Origin of the sequence: Streptomyces sp. BHT-5-2 (genome assembly GCF_019774615.1) — a bacterium.
Lineage (GTDB): Bacteria > Actinomycetota > Actinomycetes > Streptomycetales > Streptomycetaceae > Streptomyces.
The window spans coordinates 3,290,737-3,313,821 of record NZ_CP081496.1 but is presented as its reverse complement, the minus strand read 5'-3'; the positions used below and the strand labels follow the sequence as shown (position 1 = coordinate 3,313,821).

Annotated in this window: 22 protein-coding genes and 4 pseudogenes; 17 read left to right on the top strand and 9 right to left on the bottom strand. The window is 68.1% G+C overall.

From position 1 onward, the window contains the following. Positions 1-55: 55 nt before the first annotated feature. Together K2224_RS14790 and K2224_RS14785 are read right to left on the bottom strand one after the other, a co-directional pair. The gene (locus K2224_RS14790) at positions 56-844 is read right to left on the bottom strand and encodes an anti-sigma factor (RefSeq protein WP_221906988.1); all 789 of its coding nucleotides are present in this window, start codon (positions 842-844) and stop codon (positions 56-58) included. Between the two features lie 25 nt (positions 845-869). Next, on the bottom strand, positions 870-1,475 hold the full coding sequence (locus K2224_RS14785) for a sigma-70 family RNA polymerase sigma factor (RefSeq protein ID WP_221906987.1): 606 nt from the start codon (positions 1,473-1,475) through the stop codon (positions 870-872). A gap of 1,001 nt (positions 1,476-2,476) precedes the next feature. Between K2224_RS14785 and K2224_RS14780 the strand changes: the two genes are divergently transcribed. The 11 genes from K2224_RS14780 to K2224_RS14730 all read left to right on the top strand — a co-directional run bounded on the left by K2224_RS14780 (position 2,477) and on the right by K2224_RS14730 (position 12,124). Beyond that, complete coding sequence (locus K2224_RS14780) at positions 2,477-2,785, top strand: cupredoxin family copper-binding protein (RefSeq protein WP_260692638.1); 309 nt, start codon at positions 2,477-2,479, stop codon at positions 2,783-2,785. After that, positions 2,782-3,771 carry a metallophosphoesterase gene (locus K2224_RS14775; protein ID WP_221906986.1) on the top strand — a complete coding sequence of 330 codons (990 nt, stop codon included), beginning with the start codon at positions 2,782-2,784 and terminating at the stop codon, positions 3,769-3,771. The genes K2224_RS14780 and K2224_RS14775 overlap by 4 nt, the downstream gene beginning before the upstream one ends. Beyond that, positions 3,768-4,217: a hypothetical protein gene (locus K2224_RS14770; RefSeq protein ID WP_221906985.1), complete on the top strand. Its 450-nt coding sequence runs from the start codon at positions 3,768-3,770 to the stop codon at positions 4,215-4,217. The genes K2224_RS14775 and K2224_RS14770 overlap by 4 nt, the downstream gene beginning before the upstream one ends. Before the next feature lie 1,117 nt (positions 4,218-5,334). Continuing rightward, entirely contained in the window at positions 5,335-7,011 is a 1,677-nt protein-coding gene (locus K2224_RS14765) for an FAD-dependent oxidoreductase (RefSeq protein WP_221909711.1), read from the top strand. Further along, positions 7,008-8,465 carry an ATP-binding protein gene (locus K2224_RS14760; protein WP_221906984.1) on the top strand — a complete coding sequence of 486 codons (1,458 nt, stop codon included), beginning with the start codon at positions 7,008-7,010 and terminating at the stop codon, positions 8,463-8,465. Before K2224_RS14765 ends, K2224_RS14760 begins: the two co-directional genes overlap by 4 nt. After that, entirely contained in the window at positions 8,462-8,812 is a 351-nt protein-coding gene (locus K2224_RS14755) for a UBP-type zinc finger domain-containing protein (RefSeq protein WP_221906983.1), read from the top strand. Before K2224_RS14760 ends, K2224_RS14755 begins: the two co-directional genes overlap by 4 nt. 300 nt (positions 8,813-9,112) lie before the next feature. After that, a complete protein-coding gene (locus K2224_RS14750) occupies positions 9,113-9,304 on the top strand; it encodes a hypothetical protein (RefSeq protein WP_221906982.1) in 192 nt (63 codons plus the stop codon). A 301-nt stretch (positions 9,305-9,605) separates the two neighbouring features. Then, complete coding sequence (locus K2224_RS14745) at positions 9,606-10,109, top strand: LURP-one-related/scramblase family protein (RefSeq protein ID WP_221906981.1); 504 nt, start codon at positions 9,606-9,608, stop codon at positions 10,107-10,109. A 104-nt stretch (positions 10,110-10,213) separates the two neighbouring features. Next, on the top strand, positions 10,214-10,915 hold the full coding sequence (locus tag K2224_RS14740; protein ID WP_221906980.1) for a metal-dependent hydrolase: 702 nt from the start codon (positions 10,214-10,216) through the stop codon (positions 10,913-10,915). A 378-nt stretch (positions 10,916-11,293) separates the two neighbouring features. After that, positions 11,294-11,542: a hypothetical protein gene (locus K2224_RS14735; protein ID WP_221909974.1), complete on the top strand. Its 249-nt coding sequence runs from the start codon at positions 11,294-11,296 to the stop codon at positions 11,540-11,542. 402 nt (positions 11,543-11,944) lie between these two features. Continuing rightward, a complete protein-coding gene (locus K2224_RS14730; protein WP_221906979.1) occupies positions 11,945-12,124 on the top strand; it encodes a hypothetical protein in 180 nt (59 codons plus the stop codon). A gap of 299 nt (positions 12,125-12,423) precedes the next feature. Here K2224_RS14730 and K2224_RS14725 read toward each other — a convergent pair whose 3' ends face one another. From K2224_RS14725 to K2224_RS41610, 3 genes and pseudogenes are all read right to left on the bottom strand, one after another. Beyond that, entirely contained in the window at positions 12,424-12,939 is a 516-nt protein-coding gene (locus K2224_RS14725; protein WP_221906978.1) for a nitroreductase family deazaflavin-dependent oxidoreductase, read from the bottom strand. A gap of 25 nt (positions 12,940-12,964) precedes the next feature. Then, a pseudogene (locus K2224_RS14720) lies at positions 12,965-13,267 on the bottom strand (TetR/AcrR family transcriptional regulator); the annotation flags it as partial. Positions 13,268-13,421: 154 nt separating this feature from the next. Continuing rightward, positions 13,422-13,502: pseudogene (locus tag K2224_RS41610) on the bottom strand (TetR family transcriptional regulator); the annotation flags it as partial. A gap of 345 nt (positions 13,503-13,847) precedes the next feature. On the opposite strand from K2224_RS41610, the gene K2224_RS14710 reads away from it, so the two are divergent. Continuing rightward, positions 13,848-14,891: a chitinase gene (locus K2224_RS14710; RefSeq protein WP_221906976.1), complete on the top strand. Its 1,044-nt coding sequence runs from the start codon at positions 13,848-13,850 to the stop codon at positions 14,889-14,891. Between the two features lie 187 nt (positions 14,892-15,078). Here K2224_RS14710 and K2224_RS14705 read toward each other — a convergent pair whose 3' ends face one another. Both K2224_RS14705 and K2224_RS40490 read right to left on the bottom strand, forming a co-directional pair. Beyond that, complete coding sequence (locus tag K2224_RS14705) at positions 15,079-15,423, bottom strand: hypothetical protein (RefSeq protein ID WP_221906975.1); 345 nt, start codon at positions 15,421-15,423, stop codon at positions 15,079-15,081. An 80-nt stretch (positions 15,424-15,503) separates the two neighbouring features. Beyond that, positions 15,504-15,767, bottom strand: a pseudogene (locus K2224_RS40490) (hypothetical protein); the annotation flags it as partial. 550 nt (positions 15,768-16,317) lie between these two features. On the opposite strand from K2224_RS40490, the gene K2224_RS14700 reads away from it, so the two are divergent. From K2224_RS14700 to K2224_RS14690, 3 genes and pseudogenes are all read left to right on the top strand, one after another. After that, on the top strand, positions 16,318-17,136 hold the full coding sequence (locus K2224_RS14700) for a class I SAM-dependent methyltransferase (RefSeq protein WP_221906974.1): 819 nt from the start codon (positions 16,318-16,320) through the stop codon (positions 17,134-17,136). Positions 17,137-17,403: 267 nt separating this feature from the next. Beyond that, complete coding sequence (locus K2224_RS14695) at positions 17,404-18,528, top strand: SagB/ThcOx family dehydrogenase (protein WP_221906973.1); 1,125 nt, start codon at positions 17,404-17,406, stop codon at positions 18,526-18,528. Between the two features lie 168 nt (positions 18,529-18,696). Next, positions 18,697-18,874: pseudogene (locus tag K2224_RS14690) on the top strand (ISL3 family transposase); the annotation flags it as partial. Between the two features lie 227 nt (positions 18,875-19,101). Here K2224_RS14690 and K2224_RS14685 read toward each other — a convergent pair. After that, complete coding sequence (locus K2224_RS14685) at positions 19,102-19,707, bottom strand: TetR/AcrR family transcriptional regulator (protein WP_221906972.1); 606 nt, start codon at positions 19,705-19,707, stop codon at positions 19,102-19,104. Positions 19,708-19,955: 248 nt separating this feature from the next. Between K2224_RS14685 and K2224_RS14680 the strand changes: the two genes are divergently transcribed. Next, positions 19,956-21,134: an NAD(P)/FAD-dependent oxidoreductase gene (locus K2224_RS14680; RefSeq protein WP_221906971.1), complete on the top strand. Its 1,179-nt coding sequence runs from the start codon at positions 19,956-19,958 to the stop codon at positions 21,132-21,134. Positions 21,135-21,867: 733 nt separating this feature from the next. Beyond that, positions 21,868-22,719 carry an IS5 family transposase gene (locus K2224_RS14675; RefSeq protein ID WP_221906970.1) on the top strand — a complete coding sequence of 284 codons (852 nt, stop codon included), beginning with the start codon at positions 21,868-21,870 and terminating at the stop codon, positions 22,717-22,719. On the opposite strand, the gene K2224_RS14670 is transcribed toward K2224_RS14675, so the two are convergent. Continuing rightward, complete coding sequence (locus K2224_RS14670) at positions 22,675-23,049, bottom strand: hypothetical protein (RefSeq protein WP_221906969.1); 375 nt, start codon at positions 23,047-23,049, stop codon at positions 22,675-22,677. The genes K2224_RS14675 and K2224_RS14670 overlap by 45 nt on opposite strands. Positions 23,050-23,085: the final 36 nt, after the last annotated feature.

Sequence of the window (23,085 nt, the reverse complement as noted above, 5' to 3'; positions counted from 1 at the left end):
GCCCGAGCCGGGGTGAGGGGCACCGGTCCCGTGACATGACGGCCCCGGCCGCGCCTCACGCCCTGATGGTGACCATCTTCTGACCGTTGCCTGCGATGATCTCGAAGTGGTCGATGGTTCCCGGGGACATGGCAACCGCCCCTGGGATCGTGGTGCCGGGAGGATACTGGCCCGCCCGCCAGGTGGCGCCGTCCGTCCTGGCTCCGCCGGGTCCGACCGCCTGCAGCCGGCAGGTGATTCCGGCAGGTGCCCCCTTGGCGGAGACCTGCAGAACGCTGCCCCAGGCAGAGGGCGAGACCTTCACCGAGGCGCTGACGCCGGTGGTGGCATCGCTTCCGGAGAAGGTGCGCCAGACAGCCGGTGCGGTCGGCCCGGGCGGCGTCGCCTGACTGCCCACGGAGCCGATGGCCGCCAGCCAAGTACCGCCGGCCGCTGCCGCGATGAGCGTCAGCGAGGCGGCGGCGCCGGCCAGTTGTAGTCGCCAGGTCCTGCGGCGTCTGGCCGCGGCCTGTCGGAGGAGCCTCTCCAGCACACCCCCTGCCGGCTCCTTCGACACCGCGGGGGCGGCGGGCCGTTCGGGCAGTGGGCCCCGCGCGCTCTCGGCTGCCCGTGCCACCAGCCGGTCGACCAGGTCTCCGTCGGCCGCCGGCACTGTCCGTCCTGCGGCTTCGGCTTCGGTCACCGTGGCCAGCAGCGCGGGCAACCCCGCCAGCCGGCTGTGTTCGGCCTGGCACTCGGCGCATTCCGCGAGGTGGATGCGCACCTGTTCCCGTTCCGCCGAGGGCAGCGTGCCCAGGACGTATCCCCCCAGCGCCAACCGGAGGGCGTCGTGCTCCGCACTCATGGTCGCCACCTCCTGCCCGTCCCGGTCATGGCTCGATGCCCCGTTCCTCCAGCGCCAGCCGCAGGGCGCGCAGGGCGTAGTGCGTCCGCGACTTCACGGTGCCCAGCGGGATGCCCAGCACCTGCGCGGCCTCCGTCATGGTCCGGCCCCGGTAGTAGGTCTCCAGCAGCACGGCGCGGTGGTCCGGGGACAGCGACCGGACGGCGTCGGCAACCGCCCAGCTCTGCAGCGCCTGCTCGATCTGGTCCTCGCCCGGCGTCTGCTCGGTGGCCCGCTGAAGGGCCTCGCCACCGACCTCGGCCGGTCTGGCCTGCCGGGCCCGGTGGGCGTCGATGACCAGGTGCCGGGCGACGGTACACAGCCAAGCCCGGGCCGGGCCGCGGGCCGGGTCGAACGCGGCGGGATGCTGCCACGCCCGCAGCAGCGTCTCCTGCACCACATCCTCTGCCCATTGCCGATCTCCTGAGGTCAGACGCAGCACGTAGTGGAACAGGGCCCCTGCGTGCTCGGCGTACAGCGTGCGCAGGAGTTCCTCATCTGCGGTCGAAAGCGCCCCTCTACCAGAGACACGGTGCGCGGAGCGATTCGGATCGGTCCTTGGACCACCACGTTTTCGGGGACTCCAGGGCATAAGTCGATCATCGCGCAAATGCCACCTTTTGTCCCGTAACGCACGGCGCGATGCGAGTGACGCTCCGTATGTGCCGCAGGTGATGTTTCCCCGCCGGGTCTCGTGGCATCCAGAGGGCCGAGCGTGCGCGGGCGGCCCGGAGGTCGACTGGTCTGCGACGACGCCAAGGGGTCTCACAAAAAGCGCATATCACCCGAACCGGGGACTCGCGCCGTCCGTGGAGCCGGACAAGAGCCGACTCACACGCAATTCCTCATCGATTCCCCACGCGACAAAGGACCGATCGGAGATGACCGGGATACACCACGCGACGGACGCACTCCTGGCGTCGGCCAAGTTCGCCCCGCTCCCGTGCATCCACGCAGGCACCACCGTGCAGTCCTCGCCCGCGCCCAGCACACGCCACGGCGACGGTGCCGGACCCACGGCGATCGGGGGTCGCACAACCACCGCGACAGGAAACCGACCGGCCCGGTGTGCGCACCACCCGTACGCGCACGGCCGACCTGCCTCGGATCACTCGCGGCTCCTCGCAAGGAGAACTGCCGCCTACCGCCGGAACCTTCACACCGCGCAGGGGCGGATCTGCGGCGCGGGGCACGTCGAGGCGGCCTGCCGGCCTGGGCCGACATCCATGCTCGTCCGCCGGTTCCGTGAGGAGCGCGCGCCCCTGGACACGGCATCCACCACACGTTCCTGCGGTTACGCGCGCCGAGCCGGCGCAGCCCCCATCTCCGTCTGATCAGCAAGGAACGGACACCATGTACCCGAACTCTCGCCCACCATCCCGGCGATCACGCACCGCGGCCGGTCTGGCCGCCGCCCTCATCGCCACTGCCGGCACGGTGGGGCTCCTCAGCTCATGCGGCCAGTCGCCGCCTTCCCCGGCCGACGGAGCCGGCGCCATCACACCGGGTCCGGGGCAGCACCAGACGGCAGGGATGCCCGGAGCCACGGGGTCGGGGAAAGGCTCCGCTCCCGATGCTTCGCCGATGCCCGGCATGAGCAAGCCCATGAGCCCCTCGAACACCGGCGTGCCGGCCGTGCCGGTGACCGGGAACGCGGTGGCGATCAAGAACTTCGCCTTCTCCCCGGCCACGCTGAAGATCAAAGTGGGCACGAAGGTGACGTGGACCAACCAGGACACCGACACCCACACCGTCACCAGTACCGGTTCGGGCGGCCCGTTGCATTCGCCCGCCCTGGCCACCCAGGCCACCTACAGCTACACGTTCACCAAGCCCGGCACCTATGCCTACCTCTGCACGATCCATCCGTTCATGACCGCCACCGTGGAGGTGACGCAATGACCAACTACTACGACGGACACGACGGAGTGCCGGCCGACGCCGCCGCTCAACCCGACACCGAACACGGTATGACCCGACGTCAACTCCTCCGGCACGCAGGGTGGTTCGGCGGCGCGGTGGTGCTCACCGTGGCCAGCGGAGAGGTGATAAGCCACATCGCCGGCTCCCAGGACATCAACGCCGGCACCGCAGCAGCGGGAAGCGGCGCGCTGCGGTTCGTGCAGGTCTCCGACAGCCACATCGGGTTCCAGGGACCGGCGAACACAGACGTGGTCGGCTCCTTCGCCGAAGCGATCAAGCAGGTCAACTCGCTCGGATTCAGACCCGACTTCGTCATGCACAGCGGCGACCTGACCCACCTGTCCACAGCCGGGCAGTTCGACCAGGTCAAGCAGATGATGGCCGGAATGAAGACAGACCGCGTCTTCACCGTGCCGGGCGAGCACGATTCCATCGGCGATGCCGGCCGCGCCTACCGGCGGACCTTCGGCACGGGCACGCTCGGCGACGGCTGGTACAGCTTCGACACCCACGGCGTGCACTTCATCGCCCTGGTCAACACCCTGAGCCTGGAGAAGCTCGGCCACCTCGGCACCGACCAGATCGACTTCGTTCGCAAGGACATCGCCGGACTGCCGTCGGACACCCCCATCGTGGTCTTCAGCCACATCCCGCTGTTCGCCATGTACCCGAAGTGGGGCTGGAGCACCGACGACGCCCTCAAGGTCATCGCTCTGCTGCGCCGCTTCTCCTCCGTCACCTGTCTCAACGGGCACGTCCACCAGCTGTTCACCAAGACAGACGGCAACATCACCTTCCACTCCGCCACCACCACCGCCTACCCCCTGCCCAAACCGGGCCGCGCTCCCGCCCCCACACCGCAGGTCGTCCCCGCCCGGCAACTCAAAGAGGCACTCGGCATCCGCAGCGTCGGCTACCACCGAGGCGACCGTGAACTGGCCATCAAGGAACAGAGACTGGCATGAACACCCACAGGTTCCTCGCCCCCGCCCTGCGGTCGACGACCGCCGCGACCCTCGCCGCCGGCGGATACATTCACGCCCAGCTCTACATCGACGGGTACCGCTTCATCCGCGTCATCGGCCCCCTGTTCCTGCTCCAGGCCAGCACTTCCTTCGCCTGCACCGCCCTGCTGCTGGTCGGGACACCGCCCCTGCTGCTGAGGGCAGTCTCGGCAGGCGTCGCGCTCGGCGCTCTTGGCGGCTTCACGGCTTCGCGCACCGTAGGAGTGTTCGGATTCACCGAGCACGGTCTGCAGCCCGAGCCACAAGCTGTCCTCAGCCTCCTCGCCGAAACCGGCACGCTGCTGCTCCTCGCCGTCTGGCAGGTGACCATGACCAGACGACCCCGCACCGCTCGACCACCCGTCAGGGCACCCAACCCGGTCACCACCCGCACACCACCCGACTGAACCACCGCCACCAAGCCGCTCGCGATGCCTGCGTCCTGGCTCCGGGTGCGGCGGGACCGGCAATGTCACACCCCGCCGCACGAGCCACCACGACGGACCGGAACGGCAGCGCAAGGCGACCAGGGGCTCACCGGTTGCCTGGACTTCGTGTCGGCCCAGGCACTGCACGACGCACTCCTGCTCGCCGAAGCCCCCTCACGCGGCCTGACCACCGACCGCTCCCCACCACGCTGCGCGAGCCACAGGCCGACAGCGGTGCGGATGCCGTACGCCAACAGACAGGCCGGCAGGGCACACCCGTCCGCGTCCCTTCGACCGGCACCGCCACTCCAGCCGTGCCGCGGCTACCGCACACCCCGCCCGCGGGCACCGACACCGTTGAACCCCGGAGTACCCCATGTATCTGGAACCGCGCCCAGGAATCGCCCTGGCCGAGCCCGCACCTGAGCGAGCTGCGGGCCACCCTGCTCCACCACGGACCGAGCTGATCGGAACCTGACCTGACTTTCGGCGCTCACCCCTCGAGACCCCCCGGTCGACGTGCCCCTCACAAGATCGGTACTTCGCTGGCCAGTCTGGGTACACAGCACGAAGCCGCTGGTGTCTGCCCGCGCCCGGGTTGGCCGGGGCCGTGGTGGCGGTGACGTGGACGGCGTGGCCGAACCGCGGGGATGTGGTGTCCGCGTCGAGCGTGACCGAAGTCCCGTACTGGAACGTGATGAGGGCATTGCCGTTGCCTTGGTTGACGCCCTCTGCTCAGCCATGATCATCAACTCCTGCCGTTCCCGACCCGCCTGAACGTCGTTTCGGTGGCCCGGCGAAGCGCTGTCGGCCGTCCAACAGCTCGCCGCTCAAATCATCGCCCAGGCGATCACTTCCCGCAGCAATGAGGCGATCTCCGCGCCCACGACAAGATCTCCGGGGCCTCGTATCGCAAGTCCGGGCGTACGCGGCGCAGGGCCGGCCCGTCGCCGTCTGCCGGCCGACAGCAGCACTTCCGATCTTGCATGGCACATCGTGATGATCACCCATAAAATGGATACCGCTGACGCACTGGCGTGCCGGTCGGCACGCGGAGTCGGTGCGGAAGGGCGATCGACCCGGGGACGGGATGCCTATGGACCAGGCCGCCGGCCCGGCGCGGACCGTCATCCTGACCGTGGACGACGACCCGGGTGTGTCCCGTGCCGTCGCCCGTGATCTGCGGCGACGCTACGGCGCGTCGTATCGCATCGTGCGTGCGGAGTCCGGCGAGTCCGCCCTTGCCGCCCTGCGCGAACTGAGGTTGCGCGGCGGCCCCGTCGCGGTGATCGTGGCCGACTACCGGATGCCGAAGATGAACGGCATCGAGTTCCTCGAGCGGGCCATCGACATCTATCCCGGCGCCCGGCGGGTGCTGCTGACCGCGTACGCGGACACCAACGCGGCCATCGACGCGATCAACGTCGTCGACCTCGACCACTACCTCCTCAAGCCCTGGGAGCCACCCGAGGAGAAGCTCTACCCCGTCCTGGACGATCTCCTGGCTGCCTGGCGGGCCACCGACCACCGGCCGATCGTCATCACCAAGGTCGTCGGACACCGCTGGTCGGCGCGCTCGTCGGCGGTACGGGAGTTCCTGGCCCGCAACCAGGTGCCGTACCGCTGGTACGCGTCCGACGACCCGGAAGGCCGGCAGCTGCTGTGCGCCGCGAGCCAGGACGGCCTGCGGCTCCCGCTCGTGGTCACTCCGGACGGCACGGCCCTCGTCGAGCCGGGGGACCTGGAGCTCGCCGCCCATGTCGGCCTCGCGACGACCCCGGCAACCGACTTCTACGACCTCGTGATCGTCGGCGGTGGACCGGCCGGTCTGGGAGCGGCGGTGTACGGGGCCTCCGAGGGCCTGCGGACCGTCCTCGTGGAACGCTCCGCGACCGGAGGCCAGGCGGGTCAGAGCTCGCGCATCGAGAACTATCTCGGCTTTCCGGACGGAGTGTCCGGGGCACAGCTCACCGACCGGGCCCGGCGCCAGGCGGCGAAGTTCGGTGCCGAGATACTGACCGCGCGCGAGGTCACCGGGCTGGAGATCAATGGCGCGTCGCGCGTCGTCCGGTTCTCGGACGGCTCCGCCGTCGCCGCGCACTCCGTGATTCTCGCGACTGGTGTGTCGTACCGGCAACTGGATGCACCCCACGTGCCCGAGCTGACCGGCTGCGGAGTGTTCTACGGCTCGGCCCTGACCGAAGCGGCCGCATGCCAAGGCCATGACGTGTACATCGTCGGTGGCGCGAACTCCGCCGGCCAGGCCGCGATATACCTGGCCCGGAGCGCCAAGTCGGTCACCCTGCTGGTGCGCGGGCCGTCCTTGTCCACGTCGATGTCGCACTACCTCGTCCAGCAGGTCGAGGAGACGCCCACCATCTCGGTGCGCACCAACACGGTCGTCGACGCCGTCCACGGCTCGCGTCAACTGGAGCAGATCACCCTGCGCGACACCACGACCGGCCACACCGAACTCGTCGACGCACAGTGGATGTTCGTCTTCATCGGGGCGGCACCGCTGACCGACTGGCTTGGGGACTCGGTGCTCCGGGACTCCCGCGGATTCATCCTGACCGGCCCCGATCTGACCGCGGACGGGCGCCCGCCGGCCGACTGGGAGTTGGACCGGCCGCCCTACCATCTGGAAACGAACGTCCCCGGAGTGTTCGTGGCCGGCGACGCCCGCGCCGAGTCCGCCAAACGCGTCGCCTCCGCAGTCGGAGAGGGAGCCATGGCGGTCATGCTCGCACACCGATACCTGGAGCAGTCATGAACAGCCGGTCGCTGCCGTGCAGTCAGGCGGAAATCGGCTCGCTGTTCCTGTTCGAGAAGCTGGCTCCCGACCAGCTCGCCCGGCTCTGCCGCGAAGGCTGTGTGGAGGAGTTCGAACCCGGGCCCGTGTACGGGGAGGGCGAAGCCGCCACGTGCTTCTACGTGCTGCTCGAAGGGACCCTCGTCCTCTCGCGCCGGATCGGGGACTACGACGTGGAGGTCAACCGGACTTCCAGCCGCGGGGTGTACGCGGGAGCCTTCCAGTCCTATCTGGGTGACCGCCTGCGGCAGGTGTACAACAGCTCCCTGCGTGTCACCGAGCCCTCACGCTTCTTCGTGCTGCCCGCGGAGACCTTCGCCGCGATCATGCGCGAGTGGTTTCCCATGGCCGTGCACCTGTTGGAGGGCCTCTTCTTCGGGACCAAGAGCGCTCAGGAGGCCGTTGGCCAGCGAGAGCGGCTGCTGGCTCTCGGGTCGTTGTCCGCGGGGCTGACCCATGAGCTGAACAACCCCGCCGCCGCGGCCGTGCGGGCCACGTCCGCGCTGCGCGAGCGGGTTGCCGGGATGCGCCACAAGCTCGGCACCATCGCGGCCGGCCCCTACCGGCGGGACAGCCTGGAGACCCTCGTCGACGTCCAGGAACGCACGGCCGAGCGCGTCGCCAAGGCCCTCACCCTGAGCCCGTTGGAAGCCTCGGACCGGGAGGACGCCGTCTCCGACTGGCTGGAGGACCACGGCATCGGGGACGGATGGCAGCTCGCACCGACCTTCGCACAGGCCGGCCTCGACACCGACTGGCTGGACCAGATCGCCGCGGTCGTGGACCGGGACACCCTCGAAGGTGCCGTGCGGTGGCTCAACTACACCGTTGAGACCGAACTGTTGATGAACGAGATCGAGGAGTCCACCACCCGCATCTCGGCCCTCGTCACCGCGGCCAAGCAGTACTCGCAACTCGATCGGGCGCCCTACCAGGTAGCGGACGTGCATGAACTGCTGGACAGCACCCTGCTGATGGTCTCCGCGAAGATCGGCCCCCACATCACCGTCGTCAAGGACTACGACCGCAGCCTGCCGAAGATCCCGGCCCACCCCGGCGAACTCAACCAGGTGTGGACGAATCTGATCGACAACGCTGTCTCGGCGATGAACAGTACGGGCGCCGACGGCACGTTGACGGTACGCACCGCGCGCGAGGGAGACCATCTCCTCGTCGAGTTCCAAGACACCGGCCCCGGAGTCCCCGTGGAGATCCGCGACCGCGTCTTCGACCCGTTCTTCACCACCAAACCGGTGGGGGAGGGGACCGGTCTCGGCTTGGACATCTCATGGCGCATCATCGTCAACAAGCACAGAGGTGACCTGCGGTTCCACTCCGTCCCCGGCGACACCCGCTTCCAGGTGCGCCTCCCGTTGGCCTCCGCCGAGCCCCCTGCCCCAGAGGAGCCGTCATGAGTTCCCCGAACGGAATCGACACCTCGGTCCCGCCCAGCGGAACCGGATGCACCGAGTGCGACGCCGGCGGCGGCTGGTGGTTCCACCTGCGACGTTGCGCACAGTGCGGCCACATCGGCTGCTGCGACGACTCGCCCGCCAAGCATGCGACGGCCCACGCCCGGGCCACCGGTCACCCGGTGATCCGCAGCTTCGAACCGGGCGAAACCTGGTTCTGGAACTACGAGACCTCGGAAGCGTACGCCTCGGGCCCGCACCTGGCTCCCCCCGAGAGCCACCCGGCCGATCAACCCACCCCCGGCCCCGCGGGACGAGTCCCGGAGGACTGGGCCGACCATCTGGGTTAGTACTGCAACCGCGTGTGGCGTGACGGATGGTGTTGGGTTTCGCCCGTCGACAGACAGCTCACGTGTCCTTGATCAAGACAGTGATCGAGCTTGACTCCGGTCCGTGACGGTCCGTCGGAATTCCCGACAGGCCGTCACGGCGTGTCGTGCCTTTCGTCTCCCGCGCCGGTTTCCGGGCGCCTGCTTCGAGCGGGGCGTCATCGTGGGCCCGGGGCCCGCCGACTGCTCGAGCCGTCGCCGTCCGGTCGCTGGCGTCATTGTCCGCTGTGAATCCTGCCGGCGGCCCGTAGCTGGCTGGCCGTGCGTCACAGGCCCACCGTCACGCTGTCGGCCGGCCTCGGCGCAGTTCTTGTCTTCCGGCGGTTACTGTGCGCCCGGTTCGCCGGGCGTGTGCTCTCGCACGCGAGCGTGGAGATGCATGTCGTGCCGGCCGTCTGTGTGCAGCAGTGCGTCGCGGTGGACGCCTCCCTGCACGAGTCCCACCTTGACTGACACGGCTTCATACGGGTGGATGCCTACGAGGGGTAGGAGTACGGCAGCAGGCCGGGCCCGCGGCGTGCTGCTACCGTGGCCCCGCCCTGTGCGTCGTGGGAGGCGCACGGGCTGTTCAGCGACCGGCCGGCGGTGGGTTGCGCTGGGGACCGTGCCCAGGAGTCGAATCCGCGGGTGACGTTCTTGGCTTGCGCAAGGGTGCAAGTATGATCCCGACGGGAGTTCTTCCCTCTCCCTACGGGGCGTCCCTCACGGCGGCGCCGCACTGCTCGGGAACGATACGGTCTGGACGGGGTTTTCCATGCGTTACCTGGTACGCGATCGCATGCTGGCGTTCCACGAAGAAGCCTGGGTCGAGACCGAGCATCGGGAGAAGCTGCTCAAGGTCAACCGCAAACTGTTCCGTCTGCGGACCACGTTCGACTTCGTGGACACCGAGGGCAACCAGGTCGCCAGCATCGTCAAGAAGGCCCTCACTCTCCATCACACCATCCTGATCAAGCAGAATGGCGAGCTGGTGGGCCGTATCAGCAAGCGGGCCTTCGGGTTCTTCGGGGACCGCTTCAAGGTCAGCCTGACGGACGGTCGGCGGCTGCGGATAGTCGGCAGCTTCTGGGACCGCGAATTCGACATCCTCTACGACGGCACTTGCCTGGCGCGCATCTCGCGCCGCTGGTTCAGCATCCGCGATGCGTACGCGGTGGATGTGATGAGCGAGCCGGACGCCCTGCTGTTGATAGTCCTGGCGGTCTGCGTGGACCACACGCTGGAGGACCGCAAGGGCGAACGGCTCACCAATCTCTGACTGCGGAGCGCGTCAGAGGACGCACCCGTGCGCACACCGCAGTGCACCACACATATCCGCGCGCCAAATCTCGTGGCGCTGAATCGGGGGAGAACAACCTCACCATGATGGGCCATTCGCATGCCGTGAGCGGCGCTCTGCTGTTCGCGGGCACCGCACCCTACCTGCCGCCGCTGGTGCTGCACACGCATCTGGCGCCGCAGGAGGTCCTCATCGGCACAGTGCTGTGCGCAGGCGCCGCGCTGCTGCCCGACCTGGACCACCATGACGGGACGATCGCCAACTTCCTCGGCCCGGTCTCGAAGACGCTCTGTCGGTTCGTCAGCTGGATCTCCGGCGGACACCGGCATGCGACGCACTCCCTGTTCTTCGTCGCCCTCATGACCGTCGGCAGCTGGGCCGGAATCACCTACCTGGGGCGGCCGTTCACCCTCGCCATGACCTTCTTCCTCCTGGCCATGGCCGTGCGCGCGCTCAATCTCTGCCCGCCCGGGCACGGCTTCCACGCGTGGGGCACCATTGTGGCCCTGGCCGGTCTGGGCACGGCGGCCATCGACAAGTTCATCCCGTCCGCGCCCGGTTGGCTGCCGTACGCCATCGGTCTGGGATGCCTGGCGCATCTGATCGGCGACTCCCTCACCAAGCGCGGCGCACCGTGGCTGTGGCCGCTCAAGACCCGGTACGAAATAGTCCTCATCAAGAGCAGCGGCAACAAGCTGGAGACCGAGATACTCACCCCGCTGATGGGCGCCGCCACCATCGTTCTGCTCTGGCTGACCGTCCTGGCGCCGCACCCCCTCAACTGACGTCCACCACCGGCCGGCCGGACCGCCGAGCAGATCAGAAGAACGCCCCGGACCACGAGAGGCCCGGGGCGTTCTTCCTGCCGGTCCCGGACGGTGCATCGCGACGCGCGGCCGAAGAAGGAACGGAAGCGTCGGCGCATATGGCCGTTCGGCCTGATCGCGGCTGACTCCGGGCGTCGTCAGCACCGTAAAGGGGATCACAGCAGAGAAAGCACGTGGTGCGGAGAGCGCGGGGGCCGTCGCCGCACGGCCGCCGTCCTGGGCGCCAACCTGCCACCGGGACACCTACCGGCCAGGCGGACGGGGCGCCGGGCGTATACGAACTGCGCAAGGCACTGACCGCCGCGAGCCTGTCCGAAGAGACGGACCAGTAGTGCCGTGCCGCGGCCACGCTCGACCTGGTCTGCCGGGGAGTCCTGGCGTGAAGACGCCCCACAGGGCCGCTACACGCTCACCGTGGTCAGCCACCACGGCAGGCAGACCACCAAACAGCACGTCACAGTCGTCGGCGCACCCGTCGGCCACGGCCCTTCCTGGACGGTCCCCGGCGCCGTCGCGGCGGCCCGCACCGCGGGCGGAGTGATCGCGGTGCGCCGCCGCTCACGCACGACCGCGTGGTTCGAGTAACTCCTCGCCCATTGCCGCCCTTCCGCTGTCACGCCACCGTGGTCCGTGGCCTTCACGCTGACGTGAACAGCGTGAAGTCAGCCGGCCCTGCCGATGTCGCGCATCTCGATCGTCTCGGCGTGCGGCAGGTAGGCGAATCCGGCACTGCTTCCCGAAGGCTTCCCTGATCTCCTGCCAGGAGCCAGGACGGATGGCCGGTCCGGGCTTGGTGGCGAACGCGGGGTCCGGGTCTCGGTGAGGAACTCCGCGAAGCATGCCAGGAGGCGTCCTGAGCCGGAGGTGGCCCGAGTAGCACTGGCGCACCGCGGGAGTGATGACCGCCAGCTGGAGGAGGTTCGGGTGGCGGGGGAAGGGGCGGTGAGTGATCCTGCGGAAAAGTCACCTTGATCAGCGGAGGTCTTCATGAAGCGCTTGATCGTTCTCGCTACAGCGGTAGCGGCCTCAGCACTGATGATCCTTGGCGCCGGCACCGCCAACGCCGACGACGACTTTGAACGCGATATCGGAGTCGCTCCTCAGGTGGGAACTAACCAGATCACCGACAGCCTTCAAAGAGTCGGATCCTGGCTTCTGGGCGGCTGAGCTCCTCCCGGCAAGCGGTCAGCGGCTCGGAGCCGGTCGTTTCCGGATCGGAGCCGACTGTGGCCGTAGGCGGCTTTTTTCAACCGCGCATGCCCGGCAGAGGTCAGGGTCATCGGGCGGGCGACGGCAGCGGGCATGGCAGGCAGACCGATCGAGAGCGGTGGATCAACGACGGGCCGCAGCCTGCGGCATTGTGCGGACCAGGCAGGATGGTCGCCATGAAGGCACGCTTGGCCAGTTCGCCTGCCACTGGTTGACCACCGTGCGCACAGGTGCCCGGGACGGGCGCGGTGATCTGGTCAGATGGGCCAAACACGGCACGGTGAGCGGCTGAGGCAGAGTCCGACCATCGGCAACGGGGTGTTCCGCTCGGTGACCGGCGTGCCGAGGGTGGTCTCCAGGACGGACTTGAAACGCTCCCACGCGCGGGGGTGCCGGGATATGTACGTGCGCAGTGCCGCGTCCGCCTCGTCCTGCGGGATCACGCGCGCGGTGGCCGATGCCGGACCGTGCGTGCCGATGGTCACGTGGACGTGTGGGTTGGCCTGGATGTTGCGGAACCACCGGGCCCGGTCGCCGAGGCCGGACGCCACCACGTACGTGTCCGGGGTGGGGTGGTCGATGACCTCCAGGACGACATAGCGGGTGGCGCCGGACCGCCGTCCGGTGTGTTCCAGCATCAGCGTCCGCGACCCGAACAGGAAGCCGAGCCTGGCCCGGTACAGCCGGATCGGGGCGCGCATCAGCCAACGGGTGCGCAGGATGCGGGTGCCGATTTCGACGATCGCGCTGGAGGGCGTGGGCGTTTCGGGCATGGAGATCTCCGTCTCGGTGCGGATCTTAGATGCGGTCGGTGTTGCCGCCGGGGCCGGTGCGGTAGATCGACAGCATCTCGGTGGCCCCGCGCTGCATGCCGTCGCCGGGCAGTGGGTCGATGCCGAGCACCTCGCGCAACTGCGTGCGCAGGATCAATACGGCGAGGTCGTTGACCAGCAGGACCGCCGCGCGCACCTCGGGGTCCGCGCCGGTGTCCGCGGCGCCGGTCTGTGCCAGGGCGGTGAGCATGGCTGTGCTGACCGCGTGCAGCCGTCGGAACAGGGCGGTTCCCACCGGCCCGGCGGTCAGCAGCAGCCGGCCGAGATAGCTGGGACGGGGAGTCGGCGGGCAGGAACTCCGCCATCGCTTCGGCCAGAGTGGGCAGGGCCGCCTGGTCGAACGGACCCTTGTCGCCCGGCCGCACGGTGCGCGTCAACATCGCTTCGAAGGCGTCGGCCATGTGCTCGTCGACCGCCTCGCGCAACTCGTCCTTGGACCGGTAGTGCCGGATAACGAGCGCGGGCGATACCCCGGCCGCCGCCGCGAGGCTATCCAGGAAGGCTCCGACGCCGTGATCGCATCAGCCACCCCATCTGTCCAATCCAGACCACGCCCTCGACCAACAGAAACATAGGCGAGGTCAAGCAGAGAGATAAGGCAATTCATATGCGACGTATGACAGTTGCTGTCCGGCACACGGCGGATCCCGCGACGCTGATCGCGCTCGGCGAGACCCCGCACTGCCCCCTCCGAACGGCAACCTGGACTCCAGGGGCGCCCCAAGAAGGTTCAAAGATCAGGCGGTTGGGACGGGCGGGCTCTTGACGACGGGCTTGGTCTAGTCCAATTGTTGTCGGTGAACGGTCATCCCCCCTCTCTTCCTCCCCACGGAAGGACCGGACACCCGATGAGGAAGCCGACCCGTATAACCCTGGCCGCAGCCGCCGCCGGAGCATTGTCCGCCGCAGGAATCACCGCCGCCGGTGCGAGCACCGCGCACTCGCAGATCCGCTCGGCCGCCCGTCTCGACGGGGCGGTACAGTTCGCCCCGTACGTGGACATGAGCAACTCCGCCGAAGGCCGGCTCGACGCGGCCATCACCGACCACGGGCTGAAGACCTACACCGCCGCATTCACCATCGGCTCCGGTTGCGACAACATCTGGGGCGACACCCTCCCGGTCGGCAACGACTCGAACGTCGATCCCGAGATCGCCAAGGCCAAGTCCGAGGGCGCCAGCGTGATCATCTCCTCCGGTGGAGCGAGCGGTGAGCCGCTGGCCTTCACCTGCACCGATCAGAGCAAGATCGACGCGGGCTACCAGAAGGAGATCACCGCCTACGGCACCAACTCCCTGGACTTCGACATCGAGGGCGCGGCCGTTGCGGACACCGCGGGCCTGGCCCGGCAGATGACCGCGATCAAGGACCTGAAGGCCAACAACCCCGGGCTGACCGCCTCGGTGACGCTGCCGGTGTTGCCCAGCGGCCTGACTGGCGACGGCATCAACGTACTGAAGGCCGCCAAGGCGGCCGGCGTGAAGCTGGACAACGTCAACGTCATGGCGATGGACTACGCGCAGGGCACCGGTACCGACATGGGAGCGGCCGCGATCAGTGCGGGCAAGGCCACCCTGGCGCAGATGCAGTCCGTGGACTCCAGCTACACCTACGCCAACCTCGGCCTTACCCCGATGATCGGTGTGAACGACGACGGCTCCACCTTCAGCCTGGCCGACGCCGCCTCGCTGGCGAGTTGGGCGGCGAGCAACGGCGTCGGCAGAATGTCCTACTGGTCCGTCAGCCGCGACCAGGCATGCACGTCGGCTGCGACGGCGTCGGCCAAGGGCAGCATGGAGCCCGCGAAGACCATGAAACCTGCGTCCTCGCCGGTGTGCAGCGGCGTCTCGCAGTCGCCGTACGCCTTCACGGACGCCCTCGGCAAGGGCTGACCTCCGAGCTGGACAGGATCGTGCACGGATCACCGCGTGTGGCGTGCGACCACCGTGGTGACCGCACGCCACACGGGCGCCGTGGGGACCGGGCCCGTCGCGCCGTGGGCCGACCGACCGCGAAGCCGATCCCGGGTACGACTTCCAAGGAGCGCCCGACCACTGGCCACGGCCGCCACGCGAGCCATCACGCCCGGCTCGACACGGACCTGCTGGGGTTCATCGAGCGCCGACCGCCAGCTCGCCGGCGGTCGGGGCCGGTGGCCAGGCAGCCCGCAGGGGGACGCGTGCCAGCGGGGCAGTGCACCGACGCGTTCAACCGCTCGGCGCAGGGCCGGGACCGGTACGCGGTGAAGATGGCGTTCGGCTGCTTCTGGAGTTCGCGGGCCCGCTCGGGACCGATGCTCGGCCGCCGCCGCTCCTCGTAGAGCTTGTGGGCCGCCGGCGGGGCGGCTCTGATCTGCGGGGTGCGTGACTGGACCTCGAAGACCTGGCCTGAACGGGGATCCCTCCAGCCCGAGTTGACGTGCATGTACCCCTTGGCGCGGGCCCAGGTGTTGGCCCACTTCTTGCTGTCGTCGCCCCAGGAAGAGAGCAGGCCGGCGGCGACAACTGGACGGATGCGTAGGTGAGCTTGCCCTGGAAGCGCTCGCGGACCGTGGCCGCGGCGCCGCGGAGGAATGCGTTGATGTGCGCGCCGAGCTCGCGCATTGCTTCGGGCCACCGCTCGGGTCGGCTCATCAGCTGCTCGACCCGCTCCTCGGGGCTGTCTCCGGGCGGGAACCCGCGGTTCATCACGCTCAGCTCAACCTCTGCGACGAACACGACTGTGGCTGCCTGCTGCCGGAGTAGTTCCGCTCGCTCTCCAGCCCTGCGAGTGGTCCGCCGCCGACGCCTGCGCTGCCGTTCGGTCCTCCCGTTGCGCTGGTCGGCGTCAAGCGGCGGGTGGGATGGCTCGGCGGGAGTCGAGTCGTTCTTCTTCGCCACGACGGGTGCAACAACTGCCCGAGACAGAAGCATGAGTTGGTGGCATCGGTCACGGCGGGGTGGCCGCTGCCGGTACCGCAGATGACGACAGCGGTGTGCAGCGGTGGGGCGCGCTGGACGGCCGGCCGCCGTTGTGTGGCGTTGTCACGGTTTCCGATAGATGGCCGAAAGGTGTCTGTTTCTGGCGATGCCCATGCCAGCGGACGATCTTGTCCGCAATGCGGGGACCGTGCCGGCGGGGGAGGTGAGCAGTGCCGGAGCGTGTCGTCCCTGCGTGAACCTTGATCAGTTCCCCTTAAACAGGGCGGAGTTGACGGCTGTACATATCAAGTCATTCGCGACGGTCTGCTTGACCGGTCGCTTTTGAGATCTATATGTTCATCCGTGTCCGGACGAAGCCCAGGGATGAGCGAATTCTTTCGATTGGGGAGTTGCTGCCGTGGCCGCGGATGCCGCTGACATACGTTTCGACCAAGCTCTCACGGCTTATGAGACGGTCGCCGCCGACTATGACTCACTCGCCATCGACCCGCTCTTCTCCCGATGGGTCTCCTTCTACCAGAGGCTCATCGAGAAGTACGGTTCAGGTGGTAAGAAGCTACTCGATGTGGGATGCGGTACGGGAAACAGCGCGGTCGCTTTTCGCAACCTCGGGTACGAGGTGACGGGTTCCGATCTGTCCCCCGCGATGATTGACCGCGCACGGGCGAAGCCGGATAACGAAGGCATCCCCTTCGTGGTCGGCGATCTCCGAGACCTTCCGGACCTGGGCTCCTTCGACGCAGTGACTTGTATGGGCGAGCCGCTCAGCTATCTCACCGACGACCAGCAGCTTTCGGGGGCATTCCGCAGCGTTGCCCGGCAGCTGGCCGATGGCGGGGTGTTCGTCTTCGATATGAATACCCTGGGGAGCTATCAGCGGGCCTACGCGGTGACGCGCATCATCGACGAGGACGGTCACTTCGATGTCTGGGAAGGCGGGCCGGTGCCCGTGGAGCCCGATGCCGTCATCGACGTCACTCACACCTATTTCCGGCGTGTGGGAGAAGGGGGGCGAGCCGAAGGTGTCGAGGCGAACACCTGGCGGCGCGTCACCTCCCGGCACGTCTACCGGCACCATTCCGACGCCACGGTGCGACGCCTACTGGCGGATTCGGGATTGCGCCTGGTCGCCGCGCACGGTCTCACAGCCGGTGAACTGACCGATTCCGGCGACGAGATCCGCGGCCGCAAGATCCTCTATGTCGTGAGCCGCTAGCACCGCGCGGCTCCGCCCCATGAGCCGGCTGACCGATCCGGTCGTGCTGACTGCGCCCGGACGTGGATTCTCCAGGTCGGCCGTACCAGAAAACAACTCTCGTGAAGGAGGTGGCTCATGCGCAAGATGACGGTGAACGTGAAGCCGGTTGTCACCGAGGAGAAGTACCTCGTGCTTCACTCCGCGTGACGACGCTGCGGCCGGGCTCCTGCTGGAGTCCGGCCGCAGGCCACACTCAGGAGAATATCCACGCCAAGGGGAGCGAGCATGCCCATTCGCCGGGCTCGCAGTATCGTCTGCTACTGGCACGACGGCGCGTTCGTCGTGGAGAATTTCCGCACCCGCATCACCGTTTCCCTCGACCCGGTGGCCGCGGAACTGCTCAACGAACTCGGCGACTGGACGGAACCGGAGAAAGTGGCGGCCCGTTTCCCGGACTTCGACCCCGAGTCCGTCCGGCAGTCGCTCGCCGACCTGGAAGAGTCCGGCCTCATCGTGCGTCAGGGGCAGTCCGCCGCCGAGCACGATGAAGTGGTGGGGACGAGCTGGCCCGAATGGAATATGAGTGCCCGCTACCTCCACACCATGACGAAGAACGCTCCGTACACCGAAGACACACCGGAACTGCGGGAGGAGTTGGCGGCCCAAGGCGGGCGGCCCGCGCTCTTCAAGTCGTATCCGGACGCCGATGTTGTCCTCCTGCCCCGCATTCCACGCCCCATCGGCGCGTCCTTCGAGGAGGTCCTCTACAGTCGGCGGACCCACCGTGCGTTCGCCGACGAGGACGTCCCCCTCGTGGACTTCGCGACGTTGCTCTCCTCAGTGTTCGGGCCCGCGCAATTCATCGACGCCGACGCCTACGGAAGCCTGATGCAGCGGACAAGCGCATCGGGTGGAGCGCGCCAGGAGATCGAGGCGTATGTTCTCGTCCGCCGTGTCGAGGCGTTGGCTCCCGGAATTTACCACTACAACGGGCTCATCCACGGCCTGGAATTCCTCGGCGACTGTCCGCCCTGGCAGGACGTGGCCCAACTCAGCGTCAATCAGCGCGGAATAGAGGACGCAGCCTTCGCCATCGTGCTCACCTCGCTGGTCGAGCGGATGCGGTCCAAGTACCGCACGGCGCGCACCTACCGGATCATGCTGATGGACGCAGGTCACCTCGCCCAGACCTTCGCCATGGTGACCACCGCCCTGGGCCTGGGGCCCTTCCAGACCGCGGCGTTCGCCGATACCGACGTCGAGGACCTCCTTGGCATCGACGGAGTCGACGAGACCGCGCTCTACCTGCTCAGCGCCGGGGTGCCGGCCGACCCGCAGCAGGACGGCACCAACGGACTGAAGACGCCGGCCGGCCTGGCCGCCTTCCGCCGAAGCCGCATCGCACACTGACGAACGAAACGGACACAGCAGAGCCCGTTCCACACACGTGTGCCGAACACGTCGGCGCCCACTATTCCAGCATGCCGTTCCGCCACCGGGCCTGCCGACGATGCCACCCCACCCGGCAGGCCCGGTGGTAGAGGGGAGCGGAGCGGTTCGGCCGAGTTCGGCTCGGCCCATCTACATGCCTACACCCGGGGACTGGACCGGGACATCGATGCCGTGATCGCTGGGCTCACGCTTCCGTAACAGAAACGGCCCCACCGAGGGCGTCAACACCAAGACCAAGCGGATCGCACGCCAGATGCATGGAGGAGCGGGCTTCACCCTGCTTCGGCACCGCATCCTCCTCGGATGGCCTCGGATAGCGGCACGCTCCGTCACCACCGAAAGTGAGACAGGGCCAAAAACTCTACAGCCCCCGTGGAGGAACTGGCCATAAGAGCGACCGAGGATAGGCGTCTGCGACTCTTCGAGATGGATGACTTCTGGTCGAGCGATCTGATACCTCCACGCGGTTTCCAACCGCCGGCGGCGAAGCGCGTAAGTCATTGGGCGGGCCGATGCAGCATGTGGTCGTGGTCACCCGTCCCGACCGGGGCGGGTTTCCTGTCGAGCCAGAGGGGTGGTGGCCCAACCGCGTTCCAGTAGGGCGAACAAGTCGCGCATAGTCCGGGCCGGGTCTTCGCTTGCACGGGCGAGGCTGGGGGCTTCCAGGGCGAAGCGTGCCAGGCCGGTGACGGCGGGGTCTTCCGGGGTGAGCCCGGTGGCACCGGCGAGGGTGGCGGCCAGTGCCTTCTCGTGGCGCGACCACATGCGCCGGGCGTAGTCCCGCAGCGCGGGGGTGGATTCGACGAGGACGAAAGTGGGGTCGTCGGTCCGCACGGCGGTACGGGTGTGCACCATGTGGTCGCGCAGGGCGTGCAGCACAGACTGACCGGGGGCTCGGTCGCGAACGGCGGCGACCAGGGCGCTCTCAACGTCCGCGTCCAGATCGAAGACGAGGGCTTCCTTACTGGGGAAGTGCTTGAAGAGCGTGCTCAGCGAGACGTCAGCCGCCTCCGCCACCTCGCGTACACCGACGTTGTCGAAGCCGTGCTCGGTGAACAGCCGCACCGCGGCATCCGCCAGGGCCTGCCTTGTCTGGGCCTTCTTGCGCTCGCGGCGTCCTGACGTTGTCTCGACCATGCTCCCACCTTACCGCCCTTGAGGGGATTCGATCGCAAAGGCAATCGGATCGAAAGTCGGAGCAGTTGTACTTTTTGAGCTGCTGTGCTTCTGTGTGCGGGTACGCCTGACCGGCACCCTGCCGGACCCCGGAGCGCGTCACCACACCGGAACGACTGATCTGCCATGCCCGAAACAGCGCGTCACCACACAACAGTCACCACACAACAGCAGCACTCTCCTTAACCGTCGAACGGAGCGTGACCCTCATGTCCACCACCCCTCGCATCGCGATCGCCGGCGCTGGCCTCGGCGGCCTCGTCTGCGCGCGCGTCCTGCAGCAGCACGGCGTGCCGGTCACGGTCTTCGAGCATGAGACCGACCCTCGCTCCCGCTCGCAGGGCGGCACTCTCGACATCCACGAAGACACCGGCCAGGTCGCCCTGCGCGCAGCCGGACTGTTCGACCAGTTCCTCGCCCTGTCCCGGCCCGAAGGCCAGGAGTGGCGCCTGTACGACCGCCACGCGACCCTGATACGTCACGACCAGGCCGACGAGGACGATCTGAGCAGGCCCGAGATCGACCGCGGCCAGCTGCGCGCGCTCCTGCTGGACTCCCTCGCCCCCGGCACGGTCCGCTGGGGCCACTCCGTAAGGGCCGTCACCCCGCTACCCCAGGGCACCGCCCGCCTGCACCACCACGACCGCACCGGCGAGGACTTCGACGACTTCGACCTGGTCATCGGCGCCGATGGCACCTGGTCCCGGGTACGCCCCGCGCTCACCGACGCCCAACCTTCCTATGCCGGTGTCACGTTGGTGGAAGCCCACTTCGACGACGTCGACCGCCGTCACCCCGGCATTGCCCACCTGGTCGGTCGCGGCACCATGTCGGCCAAGGCGGGCCGCCGCAGCCTGGTGCTGCAGCGCAACAGCAACGGACACGTCCGCGCCTACATCACCTTCCGCGGCCCCCAGGACTGGCACGCCGGCCTCGACCTCGCAGACACCGAAGCAGTACGCGCGCGCCTCCTCGCCCAGTACCAGGGGTGGCACGAGAGCCTGCTGGACATCCTGCGCGACAACGAGGGCGGTTTCACCAACCGGCCCATGTTCGTCCTTCCCACTCCCCACTGCTGGCAGCGCGTCCCCGGCATCACCCTGCTCGGCGACGCCGCCCACCTGATGCCACCCGTCGGCGTCGGCGCCAACCTCGCCCTGCTCGACGGCGCCGAACTCGCCCAAGCCGTCATCGACCACTCCACCATCGACGAGGCCCTCGACGCCTACGAAAGCGTCATGCTGCCCCGCGCCGCCGACAACGCGAAGACCGCCCAGCAGATGCTCACCACCCTCATGCCTGACACCGACTCCGACGACGCCGCCTTCCCCGACAGCCTCTGGCCAGCCAGAGCCCTCCCTGACTCGCGCCCCGCTCACACCAGCTAAGCCCGGCCGACAACACACCCGTCCCCGACGCCCGCCGATGGAACAGCCCACCAGATGACGCGCGTAGCGGCTACGCGTATGGCTCATCGTGCGCTGAACGGTCACTGCCGCCACACACCCGGTACGCCGAGCAGGTGTCAACAAGCTCGACCTTCTGGTGCCAACTGGAGCGACCAGCAATGCGCCTGGGCCCAAGTCAGGCCATCGCCTCGATGTCATCTACCTCGAAAAGTCGCAGCGTCGTCTATCGAGGTCCTCGTGGTGCTCGCGCTCTGCCGTCCATTGCCTGTGCGACGGGGCGTTCAGCGGGTACTGGCTCGCACCACGGCCGCAGCCGCCCTGCCCAACCGCCGCACACTCCTGCACGACCTGGGATACCAAGACATGGACGCACTCCCTGACCGACTCGTCGACACGATCGTGGCCCACGGCCGGGCCGAGGACATCGCCCGCCGCGTCCACGAACACCTGCACGCCGGTCAACCTCCACTTCCTCACCCCCACACCCCACAACCCACCCATCCGGCAGTGGGAGCAACCAGCCACGCACCTTCCGACCTGATCCTCGACGCACCTGCGCGGGGACGCTGCACGAGTGCGGCTCCCCACAGACAGGGGCCGACGCCGACGATGTTCCACCTGCTCCGAAAGTTCCCCCACATGCCCGAGATATCAATCCGATGCGCAAGCACGGCTCGGGTGCCTCCTGTCCTTGCTGCCGTGCGGAGAGGCCGTGCCCGTCTTACCGTCATCCCTGTTCGAGCCTGTCTGGGAGCAGTTCTCGGCGTTACCGCCCAAGCGACCTGAGTTCGACCCTGCACACCCGCTGGGCTGTCACCGTCGACGCGTGCCCGACAAGATCGTGTTCCGTCTGGTCGTTGAGGCGCTGGTGCACGGCTCCGGCTACGAGCGGGTCGCCACCGTCGGGTGTTCGGACTGGACGATCCGCAACCGGGTCAAGCACTGGGCCACTCTGGGACTGGCACAGGAACTGCACCGCGCTGCGCTTTCCGCCTACGACAAGATGATCGGCCTGGAACTGTCCGAACTGTCCGCCGACGGCTGTCACACCAAGGCCCCCTGCCAAGGCGACAAAGCCGGGCCGTCACCGGTCGACCGCGGCAAGCAGGGCCTCAAGCGTTCGACCATGGTCGACAGCGGCGGGATACCAATCGGTCTGGCCTCGGCCGGCGCAAACCGACACGACTCCGTCCTGCTCGGACCGACCATCGGCGCCGCCAAGCATCAGATTGGGCACCTACCCACTGACGCCACCGTGCATCTCGACTCTGCATACGACGGAAAGCCCAGCCGCCGGGTTCTCGATGAACAGGGCCTCGCCGGCAAGATCGTCCGCAAGGGCGTGCCAGCACCGATCCAAGTCGGCAAACGCTGGGTGGTCGAGCGCACCCAATCCTGGATGAACGGTTACGGAAAGATACGACGCTGCTTCGAGCGAGACGGCCGAGTAGTCGACTTCTATCTCTACCTTGCCGCTGCATTCGTCACCGTTCGCGCGCTGATTCGGCAGGCCAGAAACCTATACCGGTGGCCGGACCGCCCAACCGCACGCCGCCTGAGATGATGCCAATCCTCGGTCGCTCTTACCGTCCAAGTCAGCCCGCCCCAGGACGGCCTCGTCGAGCTTCCGCCAGTCCACCGCATCCAAGAACCCGACCACCACGTGCCGGACATTGGCAGGCGCCACAAAAACCTCGGCCAAGCCCTCGAACTCCATGCCACGCCAGCCTTGCTGCACGTAGAGCGTCACCTCGGGGCCCTCGTCGACGGTCTGCGTGATTCGGTACGCCTCAACCGCGGAAGCGACGTCGCGTCCATCGATCTCGACGACCAGATCCGTTTCGGGGCACGCGGCGATTCGAACTCGGTGCACGTCTGGATGCGTGGTGCTCATGCCCACGACCCTAGGCCCTGTCTCCCCGATCGAGAG

What these genes read in the sequence shown, in the direction of transcription:
- K2224_RS14705 (WP_221906975.1), bottom strand. Translation starts at nt 15,423, where the DNA reads ATGCACGTCAACTCGGGCTGGAGGGATCCCCGTTCAGGCCAGGTCTTC.
- K2224_RS14765 (WP_221909711.1), top strand. Translation starts at nt 5,335, where the DNA reads ATGGACCAGGCCGCCGGCCCGGCGCGGACCGTCATCCTGACCGTGGAC.
- K2224_RS14725 (WP_221906978.1), bottom strand. Translation starts at nt 12,939, where the DNA reads ATGCCCGAAACGCCCACGCCCTCCAGCGCGATCGTCGAAATCGGCACC.
- K2224_RS14710 (WP_221906976.1), top strand. Translation starts at nt 13,848, where the DNA reads ATGAGGAAGCCGACCCGTATAACCCTGGCCGCAGCCGCCGCCGGAGCA.
- K2224_RS14785 (WP_221906987.1), bottom strand. Translation starts at nt 1,475, where the DNA reads ATGCCCTGGAGTCCCCGAAAACGTGGTGGTCCAAGGACCGATCCGAAT.
- K2224_RS14740 (WP_221906980.1), top strand. Translation starts at nt 10,214, where the DNA reads ATGATGGGCCATTCGCATGCCGTGAGCGGCGCTCTGCTGTTCGCGGGC.
- K2224_RS14680 (WP_221906971.1), top strand. Translation starts at nt 19,956, where the DNA reads ATGTCCACCACCCCTCGCATCGCGATCGCCGGCGCTGGCCTCGGCGGC.
- K2224_RS14790 (WP_221906988.1), bottom strand. Translation starts at nt 844, where the DNA reads ATGAGTGCGGAGCACGACGCCCTCCGGTTGGCGCTGGGGGGATACGTC.
- K2224_RS14780 (WP_260692638.1), top strand. Translation starts at nt 2,477, where the DNA reads ATGAGCAAGCCCATGAGCCCCTCGAACACCGGCGTGCCGGCCGTGCCG.
- K2224_RS14745 (WP_221906981.1), top strand. Translation starts at nt 9,606, where the DNA reads ATGCGTTACCTGGTACGCGATCGCATGCTGGCGTTCCACGAAGAAGCC.
- K2224_RS14755 (WP_221906983.1), top strand. Translation starts at nt 8,462, where the DNA reads ATGAGTTCCCCGAACGGAATCGACACCTCGGTCCCGCCCAGCGGAACC.
- K2224_RS14670 (WP_221906969.1), bottom strand. Translation starts at nt 23,049, where the DNA reads ATGAGCACCACGCATCCAGACGTGCACCGAGTTCGAATCGCCGCGTGC.
- K2224_RS14760 (WP_221906984.1), top strand. Translation starts at nt 7,008, where the DNA reads ATGAACAGCCGGTCGCTGCCGTGCAGTCAGGCGGAAATCGGCTCGCTG.
- K2224_RS14685 (WP_221906972.1), bottom strand. Translation starts at nt 19,707, where the DNA reads ATGGTCGAGACAACGTCAGGACGCCGCGAGCGCAAGAAGGCCCAGACA.
- K2224_RS14770 (WP_221906985.1), top strand. Translation starts at nt 3,768, where the DNA reads ATGAACACCCACAGGTTCCTCGCCCCCGCCCTGCGGTCGACGACCGCC.
- K2224_RS14775 (WP_221906986.1), top strand. Translation starts at nt 2,782, where the DNA reads ATGACCAACTACTACGACGGACACGACGGAGTGCCGGCCGACGCCGCC.
- K2224_RS14730 (WP_221906979.1), top strand. Translation starts at nt 11,945, where the DNA reads ATGAAGCGCTTGATCGTTCTCGCTACAGCGGTAGCGGCCTCAGCACTG.
- K2224_RS14695 (WP_221906973.1), top strand. Translation starts at nt 17,404, where the DNA reads ATGCCCATTCGCCGGGCTCGCAGTATCGTCTGCTACTGGCACGACGGC.